The 15,154-nt window shown below is 67.9% G+C and carries 13 protein-coding genes; 11 read left to right on the top strand and 2 right to left on the bottom strand.

Annotation, left to right across the window (positions count from 1 at the left end):
- Positions 1 to 35 precede the first annotated feature (35 nt).
- The 10 genes from ACYVII_RS04840 to ACYVII_RS04885 all read left to right on the top strand — a co-directional run bounded on the left by ACYVII_RS04840 (position 36) and on the right by ACYVII_RS04885 (position 12,000).
- Positions 36 to 650: a TetR/AcrR family transcriptional regulator gene (locus ACYVII_RS04840; protein ID WP_460531791.1), complete on the top strand. Its 615-nt coding sequence runs from the start codon at positions 36 to 38 to the stop codon at positions 648 to 650.
- Positions 651 to 661: 11 nt separating this feature from the next.
- Positions 662 to 1,702, top strand: coding sequence for a phenylalanine--tRNA ligase subunit alpha (gene pheS / locus ACYVII_RS04845; RefSeq protein WP_460531794.1), 1,041 nt, complete (start codon positions 662 to 664; stop codon positions 1,700 to 1,702).
- Complete coding sequence (gene pheT, locus ACYVII_RS04850; protein WP_460531797.1) at positions 1,702 to 4,218, top strand: phenylalanine--tRNA ligase subunit beta; 2,517 nt, start codon at positions 1,702 to 1,704, stop codon at positions 4,216 to 4,218. Before pheS ends, pheT begins: the two co-directional genes overlap by 1 nt.
- Before the next feature lie 253 nt (positions 4,219 to 4,471).
- Positions 4,472 to 5,515, top strand: coding sequence for an N-acetyl-gamma-glutamyl-phosphate reductase (gene argC / locus ACYVII_RS04855; protein ID WP_460531800.1), 1,044 nt, complete (start codon positions 4,472 to 4,474; stop codon positions 5,513 to 5,515).
- Positions 5,512 to 6,669 carry a bifunctional glutamate N-acetyltransferase/amino-acid acetyltransferase gene (gene argJ / locus ACYVII_RS04860; RefSeq protein WP_460531803.1) on the top strand — a complete coding sequence of 386 codons (1,158 nt, stop codon included), beginning with the start codon at positions 5,512 to 5,514 and terminating at the stop codon, positions 6,667 to 6,669. The genes argC and argJ overlap by 4 nt, the downstream gene beginning before the upstream one ends.
- Positions 6,669 to 7,583 (top strand): acetylglutamate kinase, encoded by a 915-nt coding sequence (argB, locus tag ACYVII_RS04865; protein WP_460531806.1) that lies wholly within the window; start codon positions 6,669 to 6,671, stop codon positions 7,581 to 7,583. Before argJ ends, argB begins: the two co-directional genes overlap by 1 nt.
- Before the next feature lie 26 nt (positions 7,584 to 7,609).
- A complete protein-coding gene (locus tag ACYVII_RS04870; RefSeq protein ID WP_460531889.1) occupies positions 7,610 to 8,836 on the top strand; it encodes an acetylornithine transaminase in 1,227 nt (408 codons plus the stop codon).
- Positions 8,837 to 8,839: 3 nt separating this feature from the next.
- Positions 8,840 to 9,769, top strand: coding sequence for an ornithine carbamoyltransferase (gene argF, locus ACYVII_RS04875; RefSeq protein ID WP_460531809.1), 930 nt, complete (start codon positions 8,840 to 8,842; stop codon positions 9,767 to 9,769).
- 33 nt (positions 9,770 to 9,802) lie between these two features.
- A complete protein-coding gene (argH, locus tag ACYVII_RS04880; protein ID WP_460531812.1) occupies positions 9,803 to 11,248 on the top strand; it encodes an argininosuccinate lyase in 1,446 nt (481 codons plus the stop codon).
- A gap of 116 nt (positions 11,249 to 11,364) precedes the next feature.
- Positions 11,365 to 12,000, top strand: a complete 636-nt coding sequence (locus ACYVII_RS04885) for a DNA-3-methyladenine glycosylase (protein ID WP_460531815.1) — start codon at positions 11,365 to 11,367, stop codon at positions 11,998 to 12,000.
- Positions 12,001 to 12,059: 59 nt separating this feature from the next.
- Here ACYVII_RS04885 and ACYVII_RS04890 read toward each other — a convergent pair whose 3' ends face one another.
- Both ACYVII_RS04890 and ACYVII_RS04895 read right to left on the bottom strand, forming a co-directional pair.
- Positions 12,060 to 12,653, bottom strand: coding sequence for a hypothetical protein (locus ACYVII_RS04890; RefSeq protein WP_460531819.1), 594 nt, complete (start codon positions 12,651 to 12,653; stop codon positions 12,060 to 12,062).
- 1 nt (position 12,654) lies between these two features.
- Positions 12,655 to 13,272: a DNA-binding protein gene (locus ACYVII_RS04895; protein ID WP_460531822.1), complete on the bottom strand. Its 618-nt coding sequence runs from the start codon at positions 13,270 to 13,272 to the stop codon at positions 12,655 to 12,657.
- 107 nt (positions 13,273 to 13,379) lie between these two features.
- Here ACYVII_RS04895 and tyrS point away from each other — a divergent pair, with 107 nt between their 5' ends.
- On the top strand, positions 13,380 to 14,678 hold the full coding sequence (gene tyrS / locus ACYVII_RS04900; protein WP_460531825.1) for a tyrosine--tRNA ligase: 1,299 nt from the start codon (positions 13,380 to 13,382) through the stop codon (positions 14,676 to 14,678).
- Positions 14,679 to 15,154: the final 476 nt, after the last annotated feature.

Below are 15,154 nucleotides of genomic sequence, written 5' to 3' on the forward strand. Positions count from 1 at the left end.
GAGCGCGATCGCGCTGAGCGAACGAGAGGACTGCCGTGGTGCCCACCGGAGTCGCCTTGCAGGATGCCCGCGCTCGCCTCTTCGACGCCGCGGACCGGGTCGTGCTCCGTGATGGCCCGAGTGGCCTGACCAGCCGCTCCGTGACCGAGGAGCTCGGTGTGGCGAAGGGCGTGCTGCATCGCCATTTCGCGGACTTCGACACGTTCCTCGCGGAGTGGGTGGAGCGCAAGACGGCCGGCCTCCGGAGCCTCGGCGGCGATCTCCGAGCCCGAGCCGGAACGTCGAGCGTGATGGAGAACCTGAGCGAAGCGTTGGTGCGTGTCTTCGATCCGCTCGGGCTGGCGGCCATCCGCATCGTCATCGCCCGGGACGCGGTGCGCGCCAGGCTGCGGGCATCCGGCGACCACCCCCTGTCGTATCTCGGCGAAGCGACGAGCATGCTCACGTCGTATCTCACCGAGGAGCGCGATCGTGGTCGCCTGGCGTCGCCCGCCGAGCCGCGGACACTCGCGCTCGCGCTGATGGGCTCCGGTCACCTTCTCTTCGCCGGAGAGCTCGGCGCCACGCCGTCTCGGAATGCCGTCGACGAGGTGGTCGCCTCGATCGTGGCGGGTGCGAAGCCGGGATTTCCGGCCCCGGGCCCTGCGTAGACTTGATCTTCGTGCCAGAACCCATCCAGATCACCGAATCCGCGGTGCGCTCGGCGGTCGAGGCGGCCCTGGCCGCGGTCGACGCAGCCTCCGGTGTCACGGAACTCAAGGCGGCCCGCGCGGCGCACGCCGGCGAGCATTCGACGCTCGCCAGGCTCAACGCCGGGCTTCGCGATGTGCCCGCCGACCAGAAGGCCGCGCTCGGCAAGCTCGTCGGGCAGGCCAGGGGACGAGTGAACCAGGCGTTCGCCGCCAAGGAGACCGTGCTCGCCGAGGCGGAGAACGCCAAGCGGCTGGCGGAGGAAGCGCTGGACGTGACCGAGGTGGCGCTGCCCGGTCGTGCGGGGGCGAGGCATCCACTCTCCGTGCTGCAGGAGCGCATGACCGACATCTTCGTCGGCATGGGCTGGGAGGTGGCGGAGGGGCCGGAGCTGGAAAGCGAGTGGTTCAACTTCGACGCGCTCAACTTCGACGCCGATCACCCGGCGCGCGCCCTGCAGGACACGTTCTTCGTCGAGCCCCCTGAGGCGCACCTCGTGCTGCGCACGCACACCTCACCGGTGCAGGTTCGCGCGTTGCTCGAGCGGGAGCTGCCGGTCTATGTGGTCGCGCCGGGTCGCGTCTACCGCACCGACGAGCTCGACGCCACCCACACCCCCGTCTTCAGCCAGATCGAGGGCATCGCCGTCGATAAGGGCCTCACCATGGCGCACCTGCGCGGCACGCTCGAGCACTTCGCCCGTGCGATGTTCGGCGATGAAGCGAAGATCCGCCTGCGTCCCAACTATTTTCCGTTCACGGAGCCGAGCGCCGAGATGGACTTCTGGCAGCCCGGCGCGAAGGGCGGTGCCCGTTGGATCGAGTGGGGCGGCTGCGGCATGGTGAACCGCAACGTGCTGCGCTCCGCCGGCATCGATCCGGATGTCTACAGCGGCTTCGCTTTCGGCATGGGCATCGAGCGCGCGCTGCAGTTCCGCAACGGACTCGGCGACATGCGAGACATCGTCGAGGGAGACATTCGCTTCTCTCAGCAGTTCGGAATGGTGGTCTGATGCGCGTCCCCCTGAGTTGGCTCGCCGAGTACGTCGACGTCATCCCCGGCTCCACGCCAGAGGACGTGCACGCGGCGCTCGTCAAGGTAGGGCTCGAAGAGGAGGAGATCCACCGCTTCGACATCTCCGGACCGGTCGTCGTCGGCGAGGTGCTCGACTTCGTCGAAGAGCCGCAGACCAACGGCAAGACCATCCGCTGGTGCCAGGTGCGCGTGGCGGATGACGGCGAGCCGGCGGCGGACGGCGGAGACGCCGTGCATGGCATCGTCTGCGGCGCCCGCAACTTCCTCGTCGGCGACAAGGTCGTGGTGACGCTGCCGGGCTCCGTATTGCCCGGTCCCTTCCCGATCGCGGCGCGAAAGACCTACGGTCACGTCTCCGACGGCATGATCGCCTCCGCGCGCGAGCTCGGCCTCGGCGATGAGCACAGCGGCATCCTGCGTCTCGTGGAGCTCGGTATCGACGCCCCGGTGGGCACGGATGCCATCGCTCTGCTCGGCCTCGACGACACGTCCGTCGAGGTGAACGTCACCCCGGACCGCGGGTACGCGCTCTCCATCCGCGGCATCGCTCGCGAGTACGCGCACTCGACCGGTGCGGCGTTCCGTGACCCGGCGCTCGCGGTCGAGCCGGTGGACGCCGACGGCTTCCGGGTGACGATCGACGACGAGGCACCCATCCGCGGCCGCGTCGGGGCGAGCGTCTTCGTCACCAGGGTGGTGCGCGGGATCGACCCCGCTGCACCCACGCCGGCGTGGATGATCTCACGGCTCGTGCTGGCAGGCATCCGCTCCGTCTCGCTCATCGTCGACATCACGAACTATGTGATGGTGGAGCTCGGCCAGCCGATTCACGCCTACGACCTGGCCAAGCTGACCGGCGGCATCACGGTGCGTCGCGCGAAGGCGGGGGAGAGCATCCGGACCCTCGACGGGCAGACGCGAGCACTCGACCCGGAAGACCTGCTCATCACCGACGACTCCGGCCCGATCGGACTCGCGGGCGTCATGGGCGGTGCGAACACCGAGGTGAGCGAGACGACCACCGATGTGCTGGTCGAGGCCGCGAACTTCGATCCCGTCACGGTCGCCCGCAGCGCACGCAGGCACAAGCTGCCGAGCGAGGCGTCGCGAAGGTTCGAACGAGGCGTCGACCCGGACGTGGCGCGCGCCGCGGCCGCCCGCGTCGTGCAGCTGCTCGAGCAACTCGGCGGTGGCCAGGCTGACGGCCTCGGATCGACCCTGCACACGGTCGAGCTGCGCGAGCCGATCCTGCTCAGGAACGGCTTCGTCAGCACCCTCGTCGGCGCCGAGTTCACCGACGAGGAAGTGCGTTCGTCGCTCGCCGAGATCGGCGGAGCCATCGAGCAGACGGAGGGCGGGCTCATCGTCACGCCGCCCAGCTGGCGTCCCGACCTGAACGACGAGTCCGACCTGGCGGAAGAGGTCGCCCGCATCGTCGGCTACGACCGCATCCCTTCCGTGCTTCCCGTCGCGCCGCCTGGCCGCGGCCTCACGCGCGGGCAGCAATTGCGCAGGCAGGCGGCGACCGCGCTCGCGGGAAGCGGCCTCACGGAGGTGCTCGTCTACCCGTTCGTCACACAGGCACAGAATGACCTCTACGGGTCGGCGGATGGTGAGCCGGTGCCCTCGGTGCGCCTGGCCAACGCACTGGATGCGTCAGTGCCGTTCATGAGGGCGTCCCTGCTCCCAGGGCTGGTCGAGACGGCCAAGCGCAACCTGTCGCGTGGCCTGACCGATCTCGCCCTGTTCGAGATCGGCCTGGTGTTCCGTCCGGCCGGGCCGGTGCGTGGAACAGCGCAGTTGCCTCCTGGCGCAGTGCTTCCGGAGCCGAGCGTTCTCGAGCAGCTGGCAGAGGGTATCCCGGCACAGCCGCGCATGGTCGCCGCGCTTTTCACGGGGGAATCGACGCCGAAGCAGCCCGGTCTCGCCGCCGTCGCGGCCGGCATCGCCGATGCCCTCGCAGCCGTGCGCACGCTGCAGACAGCGCTCGGTGTGCCGCTGACCGTGCGCCAGGGCTCCCACAAGGCGCTGCACCCGGGCCGTACGGCTGAGGTGCTTATGGGCGGCGAACCGATCGGGTACGCCGGTGAGCTGCTGCCGCAGGTGGCGGAAGATGCCGACCTGCCGCGTGTGGTCGCGGTGCTCGAGCTGAACCTCGACCGGATGCTCGCCGCGGCCGGCCGGGACATCGAGGTGACGCCCATCTCGACATTCCCGGCGGCGACGCAGGACCTCTCCCTGGTCGTCGACGCTGCCGTTCCCGCGGCGGATGTGCTGGCTGCGGTGGTCGAGGGCGCAGGCGAACTTCTCGAGCATGCGCACGTCGTGGACGACTATCGCGGACCGGGCGTGCCGGAGGGCACGAAGAGCCTGACGTTCGCGCTGCGCTTCCGTGCCCCGGATCGCACGCTCACAGCTGCCGAAGCAAGCGAGGCCAAGCTTGCCGGAGCTCGTGTGGCCGGTGAGCGCTTCAGTGCGACTGTCAGGGAGTAGTACACGCGGGCGAGCAACCGCGTGTGACGGGGCGGAAGCCTCGATTCGTCGACCCAGTCGGATGCCCGCTATGCTGGCTCGCATGTCTCACGCTCGGCGCACCGCGATCGCACAGGTCTTCTCGACCCGTGCCCTGCGCCGACGTCTGGACGCGCGCCGAGGCTAGGCGACGCGTACGTGCCCGCGCTCCAGCGCGGACTCACCGTGGGCGTCGCCGTGCCGACCACCGTTCCACGACTCTTAAGGTAGAGACATGTCCTATTCGGTTGCCGTAGCAGGCGCCTCGGGCTACGCGGGGGGAGAGCTCCTCCGCATCCTGGCCGATCATCCCTCGTTCGACATTCGCACCGTGACCGCGGGCTCCAACGCCGGGTCACCGCTCATCGACCACCAGCCGCACCTTCGTTCCCTCGCTCACCTCACGCTGCAGGAGACGGATGCCGCGACTCTCGCCGGTCACGACGTCGTTTTCCTCGCTCTGCCGCACGGAGCATCCGGTTCCATCAGCGCCCAGCTCGGCGACGACGTGCTCGTCGTGGACTGCGGTGCCGATCACCGGCTGACGTCCGAGGAGGACTGGAACGCGTTCTACGGCGGCGACTACGCAGGCGCCTGGGCGTACGGCGTGCCGGAGCTGCCCACCGTCGACGGCAAGCAGCGGGATGCCCTCGCCGGGGTGAAGCGCATCGCCGCGCCCGGCTGCAACGCGAGTTCCGTGTCTCTCGCCATCGCTCCGGGAGTGGCTGCCGGCATCATCGACGAGACCGGAATCGTGGCCGTGCTCGCCGTGGGCCCGAGCGGTGCGGGGAAGAGTCTCAAGACCACCTACCTCGCCTCCGAGCTGCTCGGCAACGCCGTCCCTTACGGCGTCGGCGGAACGCACCGTCACATCCCGGAGATCCTGCAGAACCTCCACCTCGCGGGAGCGTCGAACCCGGCCATCTCGTTCACGCCGGTGCTCGTGCCCATGGCGCGGGGCATACTGGCGACCGTCTCGGCGCCGTTGAAGCCCGGCGTCTCGGTTGACGAGGTGCGCTCGGCCTGGAACGACGCCTACGCGGGGGAGCCGTTCGTGCAGGTGCTTCCCGCAGGCAAGTTCCCGCGCACGTCCGACGTGCTGGGAGCCAACACAGCGCTCATCGGCATCGCGGTCGACTCTGCGGCGAACCGCGTCGTGTCCATCGTCGCCGTCGACAACCTGGCGAAGGGCACGGCGGGTGCCGCCATCCAGTGCGCGAACATCGCGCTCGGTCTGCCGGAGACCACCGGCCTCAGCGTGAACGGAGTCGCACCGTGAGCATCACGGCACCCGCAGGATTCGCCGCGTCAGGTGTCGCCGCGGGACTGAAGACGAGCGGCGGACTCGACCTGGCGCTCGTGCACAACCTGGGCCCTCTGCAGAACGCGGCGGCTGTGTTCACCTCGAACCGGTGCAAGGCCAACCCGGTGCTCTGGAGCGAACGCGCTGCCGCCGACGGCGTCGTGTCCGCCGTCGTGCTCAACTCCGGCGGCGCGAACTGCTACACGGGCTCAGAGGGATTCCAGACCTCGCATGCCACGGCAGAAGCGGTGGCGGAACACCTCGGCGTCTCCGCCGGTGACGTGGTTGTGTGCTCGACCGGACTCATCGGCGATCAGCTGAATCGCACGGCGGTGACCGAGGGGGTCGGTGCTGCCGCAGCGTCTCTCGACGAGAGCGAAGCCGGTGGTCTCGCCGCTGCGCAGGCGATCATGACGACCGACACGCATCCGAAGCAGGCCATCGTGGCGGGCGACGGGTGGTCGATCGGCGGCATGGCGAAGGGTGCGGGGATGCTCGCACCAGGGCTCGCCACCATGCTCGTCGTGATCACCACGGACGCCGCCCTGGACTCGGGCGTGCTCGACGCATCCCTCCGCGCAGCCACCCGTGTGACGTTCGATCGGCTCGACTCCGACGGATGCATGTCCACGAACGACACCGTCGTCCTGATGGCGTCGGGAGCGTCGGGAGCCACCCCGACCGCGGACGAGTTCGCGCTCGCGCTCACCGATCTCTGCCACGACCTGGCGCTGCAACTTCAGGGTGACGCCGAGGGTGCCTCGCACGACATCGCCATCGAAGTCGTGCACGCGGCGACGGACGACGACGCGGTGAAGGTCGCGCGAGCCGTCTCTCGCAGCAACCTGTTCAAGGCCGCCATCTTCGGCCAGGACCCGAACTGGGGCAGGGTGCTCGCAGCGGTCGGAACGACCGACGCACAGTTCGACCCGTACGGGATCGACGTGAAGATCAACGGCGTCCAGGTGTGCACGGCGGGAGAACCCGACCAGCCGCGAGACCTCGTGGATCTCAGCCCCCGCGCCACCTCGATCGTCATCGATCTGCACGCCGGCGACGTCTCGGCGACCATCCTCACCAACGACCTCACGCACGACTACGTGCACGAGAACAGCGCCTACTCCAGCTGATGACCGATCCCGCGAACACCGAACCCCAGCCGCTCCCGCTCATCGCGCACCACAGCACGAAGGCGGCAGTCCTCATCGAGGCGCTTCCCTGGCTGAAGGCCTTCCACGGCGAGACGATCGTGATCAAGTTCGGCGGCAACGCCATGGTGGACGACACACTCGTGCGCGCGTTCGCCGATGACATCGCGTTCCTGCGGTACGCCGGCATTCGCCCTGTCGTCGTGCACGGCGGGGGACCGCAGATCTCCGCCATGCTCGACCGGCTCGGCATCGTCAGCGAATTCCGCGGCGGCTACCGGGTGACGACGCCAGAGACGATGGATGTCGTCCGCATGGTCCTCACCGGCCAGATCAGCCGCGACATCGTCGGCCACATCAACCGGCACGGTGCGCTCGCCTCCGGGATGTCGGGGGAAGACGCCCGGCTCTTCGAGGGCCGGGTGCGTACAGAACTCATCGATGGCGAGGCCGTCGACCTCGGACTGGTGGGCGACGTCATCGGGGTCAATCCCGAGGGCGTGCTGGCCGAACTGCACGCCGGCCGCGTGCCCGTGGTCTCGTCGATCGCGCTGGACGCCGACGTCCCTGGGCGCACGCTGAACGTCAACGCGGATGCCGCGGCATCCGCGCTCGCCATAGCGCTCGGCGCGGCGAAGCTGGTGATCCTCACCAACGTTCCCGGCCTCTACCGAGACTGGCCGGACCGCGACTCGCTCATCTCATCCATCACCCCCGTCGAGTTGCGCGAGCTGCTGCCGTCGCTCGATGCCGGGATGATTCCCAAGATGACCGCATGCCTGCACGCCGTCGAGGGCGGGGTGCCGAAGGCTGCCGTCGTCGACGGCCGAGACGAGCACTCGCTCCTCTTCGAACTCTTCACCACCAGCGGCAGCGGAACGGAGGTGACCGCGTGACGGCCACGACAAGCCCGGCCCCGACCATGCAAGCCGGCACAACCCAGCATTGGCACGAGACCTTCGGCGAGGTGATGATGGGTTCGCTCGCCGTGCCCGCCGTCATGCTCGATCACGGCCGAGGCGCCTACGTGTGGGATGTCGACGGCACGGAGTATCTGGACTTCCTCGCCGGTATCGCGGTGAACGCTCTGGGACACGCGCATCCAGTGCTGCTCGACGCGCTCGCCACGCAGGCGGCGAAGCTCGTCCACGTCTCGAACTACTTCGCCACGCCGCCGCAGGTCGCGCTGGCCGAGAGGCTGCTGCGCATCACCGGCGCAGGCACGTACGGCCGCGTCTACTTCTGCAACTCCGGCACCGAGGCGAACGAGGCCGCGTTCAAGCTGGCGCGGCTCAACTCGACCGGGCCGCGCACGCGCATCCTCGCCCTGCAGAACGGGTTTCACGGCAGAACGATGGGCTCGCTCGCGCTCACCGGCAAGCCGCACATGCGCGAGCCCTTCGAACCGATGGTCCCCGGCGTCGAGCACATCGAATCGACGATCGCTGCGCTGGAAGCAGCTCTGGACGACACGGTCGCTGCGCTCTTCGTGGAGCCGATCAAGGGCGAGGCCGGTGTCATCGACCTTCCCGACGGATATCTGGCGGCCGCTCGAGAGCTCACGCAGCGGCACGGCGCGCTGCTGATCCTCGACGAGATCCAGACCGGGATCGGCCGCACCGGCGAGTGGTTCGGCTACCAGCACGCCGGCATCGTCCCCGACGCGATCACCATCGCCAAGGGAATGGCCGGCGGCGTCCCGATCGGTGCCCTCGTGACGTTCGGGCAGGCATCCGGCCTGTTCACGCGCGGCCAGCACGGCAGCACCTTCGGCGGAAACCCGCTAGCCACGGCCGTCGCCGGCGCCGTGCTCGAGGAGATCGAGCGCTCCGGTCTGGTCGAGAACGCCAAGCGTCGCGGGGCTGAGCTGCGGCAGGTCGTGACGTCGATCGGCTCTCCACTCATCGCCGAACTCAGGGGAGAGGGACTTCTCATCGGAGTCGGCTTGTCCGAACCGCTGGCCGACCAACTCACGGCGGCGGCGCTGCGCAATGGCCTGATCGTCAACGCGCCCAACGAGTCGAGCATCCGGCTCGCCCCGCCCCTGATCATCGGTGATGACGAGGTCGCCGAATTCGACCGGCGTTTCCGCGCAGCACTCGCCGAACTCGAACAGCGTCCGCTCGACCACCAGCAACAGGGAGCCTGAACCGTGACCCGCCATTTTCTGCGCGACGACGATCTGACCGCCGGGGAGCAGTCCGAGATCCTCGACCTCGCCGTGCGCATCCGAGACGACCGCTGGGGGCGCAAGCCGCTAGCGGGTCCGCAGACCGTTGCGGTGATCTTCGACAAATCGTCCACTCGCACCCGGGTCTCGTTCGCCGTCGGCATCGCCGATCTCGGCGGAACTCCGCTCATCATCAGCACCGCGAACAGCCAGCTGGGCGGCAAAGAGACGCCGTCCGATACGGCTCGCGTGCTCGAGCGCATGGTGTCGGCGATCGTCTGGCGCACCTACGCGCAATCCGGTCTCGAAGAGATGGCGGCGGGCACGACAGTTCCTGTGATCAACGCCCTCTCCGACGACTTCCACCCGTGTCAGTTGCTCGCCGACCTGCTCACGATCAGGGATGCCTTCGGCTCACTCTCCGGGCTCACGGTCGCGTTCCTCGGCGACGGGGCGAGCAACATGGCGCAGTCCTACCTGCTCGCCGGGGCGATCGCGGGCATGAACATCCGCGTGGCGTCTCCCGACGAGTTCGCGCCGCACGACGAGGTGGTCTCCGACGCGGATGCCCTCGCCTCCGCCACCGGCGGCTCCGTGACCCTCTACACGGATCCGTTCGAGGCAGCTGCCGGAGCCGATGTCATCGTCACGGACACCTGGGTCTCGATGGGCAAAGAAGAAGAGAAGGCGCACCGCATCGCTGCGATGGGAAGCTACAAGGTTACGCCAGAGCTGATGGCTCTGGCGAAGCCGAACGCGATCTTCCTGCACTGTCTGCCGGCCGACCGCGGCTACGAGGTGGATCCAGAGGTCATCGACGGACCGCAGAGCGCTATCTGGCAGGAGGCGGAGAACCGCTTGCACGCGCAGAAGGCGCTCCTGGTCTGGCTGCTGGAGAAGAACGCGGCATGAAGGCTACGGCCAGCGATGCGAGAGGTGCAAGACATGCCTGACGAGCCGAACGGCAACAGGGCGGGGGAGGCCGGCGCGCTCTGGGGTGGGCGGTTCGCCGGCGGCCCCTCACCGGAACTGACCGAGCTCAGCCGGTCCACGCAGTTCGACTGGCGTCTGGCCGAGTACGACATCGCCGGGTCGAAGGCGCACGCGAAAGCGCTGGCCGCCGCCGGGTACCTGACTGCCGACGAGTTGACGGCGATGACGGATGCCCTCGACGTGCTGCTCGAGGACGTGGCTTCCGGAGCTTTCGGCCCTCAGGCATCCGATGAAGACGTGCACTCCGCCCTGGAGCGAGGTCTCGTCGAACGGGCCGGCACCGAACTTGGTGGCAAGCTCCGTGCGGGCCGCAGCCGCAACGACCAGATCGCGACGCTCGCGCGGCTCTTCCTGCGCGACCACTCCGAGAAGCTCGCGCGGCTGGTGCTCGACTTGATCGACGCCCTGGCATCGCAGGCCGAGGCGAACCCCGATGCGGTCATGCCGGGCCGCACCCATCTCCAGCACGCTCAGCCGGTGCTGCTCGCCCACCATCTGCTGGCGCACTGCTGGCCCCTCGTGCGCGACCTCGAGCGCATCCGCGACTGGCGCATCCGCTCGGATGCCTCGCCCTACGGCTCAGGTGCCCTCGCCGGCAACACGCTCGGCCTCGACGCCGCGCTGGTCGCCTCAGAGCTAGGGTTCTCCACGGTCGTCGAGAACTCGATCGACGGAACCGCCTCGAGGGATCTTGTGGCCGAGTTCGCCTACATCACGGCTCAGCTGGGAGTGGACGTCTCACGTTTCGCCGAGGAGATCATCCTCTGGAACACGAGGGAGTTCGGCTTCGTCACGCTCAGCGACTCGTACTCGACGGGGTCGTCGATCATGCCGCAGAAGAAGAACCCCGACATCGCGGAACTCGCCCGCGGCAAGGCGGGCCGGCTGATCGGCAACCTCAGCGGTCTGCTCGCAACGCTCAAAGGCCTTCCTCTCGCGTACAACCGCGACCTGCAGGAAGACAAGGAACCCGTGTTCGACTCGGTCGACACACTCGAGGTGCTGCTTCCCGCCTTCACCGGCATGGTCGCCACGCTCCGCTTCCGCACGGAACGGATGCGCGAGCTCGCCCCTCAGGGTTACTCCCTGGCCACCGACGTGGCCGAGTGGCTCGTCAAGCAGCACGTGCCGTTCCGGGACGCCCACGAGATCACCGGCAGGCTGGTCGCCCATGCCGAATCGCGCGGACTCGAACTCGATGAGGTGGATGACACCGCACTGGTTGCGATCTCGCCGCACCTGACGCCCGAGGTGCGCGAGGTGCTGGCCGTCGAAGGTTCCGTCGCCTCCCGTGACGGCGTCGGCGGAACCGCGGCCGTCCGCGTCGCCGAGCAGCGCGCCCACCTCACCGAGCGGGTGCGCATCCTCTCCGAATCGCTGTTCGGCGGTGGAGTCTGATGGCCAGACGGAGGCAGCGGCTGACGACGGCGATCGCGGTGGTCGCCGCGGCGGTCGTGATCCTGGCGATCGTCGCCACGCTGGTCATCGGCGGCCGGCTCTTCTAGCGCTCAGGCATGCACGTTCCCGACAGGTCGTTCTTCGAACGCAGTTCTCTTGACGTGGCACCGGAGCTCCTCGGTGCCCATCTCACGCACATCACCGACGACGGCCCGGTGACGTTGCGGCTGACCGAGGTAGAGGCGTACCTGGGCGACGGAACGGACCCCGGCTCGCACGCGTTCCGCGGAAAGACACCGCGGAACGCCGTCATGTTCGGCCCGCCCGGGCACGTGTACGCGTACTTCACCTACGGCATGCACACCTGCGCCAACCTGGTGTGCTCGCCGGAGGGCCGGGCTTCGGCGGTGCTGCTGCGCGGTGCCGAGGTGATCGTCGGCGAGGAGCTGGCCTGGCGACGTCGCGGTTCGAAGGCGCCGCATCGCGACCTGGCGCGTGGACCGGCGCGGCTCACGGTGGCTGCAGGCATCCGGCTGGATGAGAACGGCTCCGACGCCTTCGAACCACCATTCGCCATCGAGATCCCCGACACTCCGGTTACGCCGTTCGCTACCGGGCCTCGCACGGGCATCAGCGGACCGGGCGGCGACGAGGCGCTGTATCCCTGGCGCTTCTGGATTCCGGGTGACCCGTCGGTATCGCCCTACAAACGCCACGTTCGCGCTAAGTCGTCCGGCCACCCTGCGGGGTGAGCTTCCGACGGAGGCGGCGCCACCCCAACCGAGCCGCAAGCCCCTCCGAGATGCGCTTCTCAGACCCCGATCGCGAACCGGAACAACGCGCCGCATGCCGCTGCCCACACGAGGCTCACGAGCGTGCCGATGATGAACCGCTCCCGCACCTCCGCGACGTCCAGCTCCGTGAACCGCCCGACGCTCTTGATGGCGATCACCGCGGCGATCGCCTCCGGAAAGCCGGCCATGATGCTCGCCGTCGTCGCGATCCGCTCGAACACTCCGATCACTGTGCCGCCACGCAGCACTTCGCCGCGCACGACCTCGCCATCGGGCACCGTGCGTTCCACGACGATGCCGCCGTGGCTTCCCTCGCGCATGCTGCCTCTCGAAGCGACCGCGAGCACGAAGAGCGTGGCCGGACCGCCGCCGAGCACGCTGAGCGACAGAACCGCGAGGCCCAGCACCACGCTGTACGCCGGAAGCGGCTTCCCGTGGGGCAGCACGACGGCGATCATGCCGACAACGATCGCTGCCGCAGCGGCGATCACGAGCCACCGCCGCGGGGTTTTCAGCGTCACGGCCGCTGCGGCGACGCCGAGCCCGACAACCACGATCACGAATGCCCAGTAGACGGTGGTCAGAACCGGGTATATCAGGGGAAAGGGCATCTCACTCTCCTTCGGCGGAGCGCCGGTCGAGGTCCTGCATCAGCCTAGTGAGCGCGGGCACCGCGGCCGCTTCGGGATGGATGCCTGCAGCCCGCGCCCGCGAGCTCACGGCCGGCTCGCTGACGCTCAGCCGTGTCGCCGCGTCTCGTTGAGTGAGCCCCTGTCGCATCAGGTCGTAGAGTTCCCACCCTGCGTCGCTCCGTCTGACACGCACAGCCAGGAGCAGATCGACCAGGGCCTCGATATCGGATGCCCGCTCTTCCTCTGTCGCGCCCCCCGATCGCAGCGCGAACCGCGTCGCGCGCTTCTTCGCCGTGTCGACGGCTTCACGCGCGGCGTAGAACGCCGGTCCGGTCGCCGCTCGTGCTTCGGCCGGCAACGGCTCCCGCACCTGGCCGCATCCGATGCCTACGCTCCATTCGCCCGTGCGTGTCAGGTCGAGCGCGATGCCGAGTGCCGTGCCCGCATCCGCGGTCAGCGTTTGCACCTCGTCGCCGGCATTCCGGTCGACTCCCAGCGGGAGTTTGTCTCCGAACATCTCCTCGAGCCGACGCTGTGTCTCGTCCACGACATCCGGTTCAGTGCGGCTGTTCACCTGATCCGCTGTGATGACGAACACGGTGCCTCCTGATACAAGATAAGGCTGCAAGCTTAACCAATATTGACTTAAGCCTCAAGCATTCACCTCCGACAGTGTAAGCCGTCAGGCGTTGCTACTGTTGTGGCGTGCCAGCCGACGTCCTCTCCACCCAGAGCAACGACCCGAGTTTCGACGATATCTGGGACGAGCTCGTCTGGCGCGGACACGTCCACGTCTCGACCGATCCCGTGGCGCTGCGCGAGGCGCTGACCACGGGGCCCATCACCTATTACTGCGGCTTCGACCCAACGGCCGCGAGCCTGCATCTCGGCAATCTCGTGCAACTCATCGTCATGCGCAGGCTTCAGCTGGCCGGCCACAAGCCACTGGGGCTGGTCGGCGGGTCGACGGGTCTCATCGGGGATCCGCGTCCTTCCGCGGAACGCACACTCAACACAAAGGAGACGGTCTCCCAATGGGTCGGAAAACTTCAGGCCCAGGTGTCGCGCTTCCTCAGTGACGAGGGGGAGACCGCGGTGCGTCTCGTGAACAACCTGGACTGGACGGCGCCGTTGTCGGCAATCGACTTCCTCCGCGATATCGGAAAGCACTACCGGGTCGGCACCATGCTCAAGAAGGATGCCGTCGCCGCGCGCCTCAACTCCGACGCCGGCATCAGCTACACCGAGTTCAGCTATCAGATCCTGCAGGGCTATGACTACCTGGAGCTCTACCGCCAGTACGGCTGCGTGCTCCAGACCGGCGGAAGCGATCAGTGGGGCAATCTCACCAGTGGCACCGACCTGATCCATCGCGTCGAGGGTGTCGGCGTGCATGCGATCGGCACCCCGCTGGTGACCAACAGCGACGGGACCAAGTTCGGCAAGAGCGAAGGGAACGCGGTCTGGCTCGATCCGGCCATGACCAGTCCGTACGCGTTCTACCAGTTCTGGCTCAACACGCTCGACGCCGACGCCATCGACCGGCTCAAGGTCTTCACATTCCTGCCGCGACACGAGATCGAGCGACTGGAACAGGCCGTCGCCGACGAGCCGTACAAGCGAGAGGCGCAGCGCACGCTGGCCAGAGAGGTAACGACTCTTGTGCACGGTGCCGTAGCCACTGAGGCCGTCATCTCCGCGGCAGAAGCACTGTTCGGCAACGGCGACCTCGAAGCGGCGGATGCCACCACTCTCGAGGCAGCGCTCCGCGAGCTTCCCAACACGACGACCTCTCCGCATGCACCGATCGCCCAGTTGCTGGTCGACACTGGGCTCACGTCGAGTCTGTCCGAGGCCCGCAGAGCGATAGCGCAGGGCGGCGTCTACGTGAACAACACCAAGGTGGACGATGCGGCGGCGACCGTCGCGAGCAACGTACTCCCGAGCGGCGTCGCCGTGCTCCGCAGGGGCAAGAAGACGCTTGCCGGCGTCTTCGTCGAGTGATCCCGCACGTGCGGATGCCCGGCGACACGCCCGGTACGCACTGCGATTTGCGTCTCCCCGCGGGCGGCACGTACAATAATCACCTGTCGCCCCAAGGCGCGGAACGCTCCCAGAGCAACCCGCCTCAAGAGGGACCGTCCTCAGCCGAAGAGCTACTCCTGTTGCAGGAGAGAACCACTGGCTTGTAGGATGAAAAGCCCACCTTGAAGAGTTGGTTGTCAAACCAGTTCGCCGGTGTTTTGGCGTGTTCATGCGCCTGGCACGAGCGGTTCGTCAAGTTGACAATCGCGTCGAAGGTGGTAAGGTGGGAAAGTTGCCTCGGGGAGAGGGTCGCGAGACCTGAAACCGAGAGTGTCCGATCCTTGAGAACTCAACAGCGTGCACAATGTCATATGCCAATTAACCTCGTCACTGGCATCGGCCTTTTTGGTTGGTGTTGGTGTTGGGATTCCTTTGGATTAGATATTTTTGAATGT

The organism is Humibacter ginsengiterrae, assembly GCF_054780115.1.

Excerpts from the sequence above, each read along its gene's own strand:
- pheT (WP_460531797.1), top strand. The coding sequence starts at position 1,702 with ATGCGCGTCCCCCTGAGTTGGCTCGCCGAGTACGTCGACGTCATCCCC.
- argC (WP_460531800.1), top strand. The coding sequence starts at position 4,472 with ATGTCCTATTCGGTTGCCGTAGCAGGCGCCTCGGGCTACGCGGGGGGA.
- argB (WP_460531806.1), top strand. The coding sequence starts at position 6,669 with ATGACCGATCCCGCGAACACCGAACCCCAGCCGCTCCCGCTCATCGCG.
- ACYVII_RS04870 (WP_460531889.1), top strand. The coding sequence starts at position 7,610 with ATGCAAGCCGGCACAACCCAGCATTGGCACGAGACCTTCGGCGAGGTG.
- argH (WP_460531812.1), top strand. The coding sequence starts at position 9,803 with ATGCCTGACGAGCCGAACGGCAACAGGGCGGGGGAGGCCGGCGCGCTC.
- ACYVII_RS04885 (WP_460531815.1), top strand. The coding sequence starts at position 11,365 with ATGCACGTTCCCGACAGGTCGTTCTTCGAACGCAGTTCTCTTGACGTG.
- ACYVII_RS04890 (WP_460531819.1), bottom strand. The coding sequence starts at position 12,653 with ATGCCCTTTCCCCTGATATACCCGGTTCTGACCACCGTCTACTGGGCA.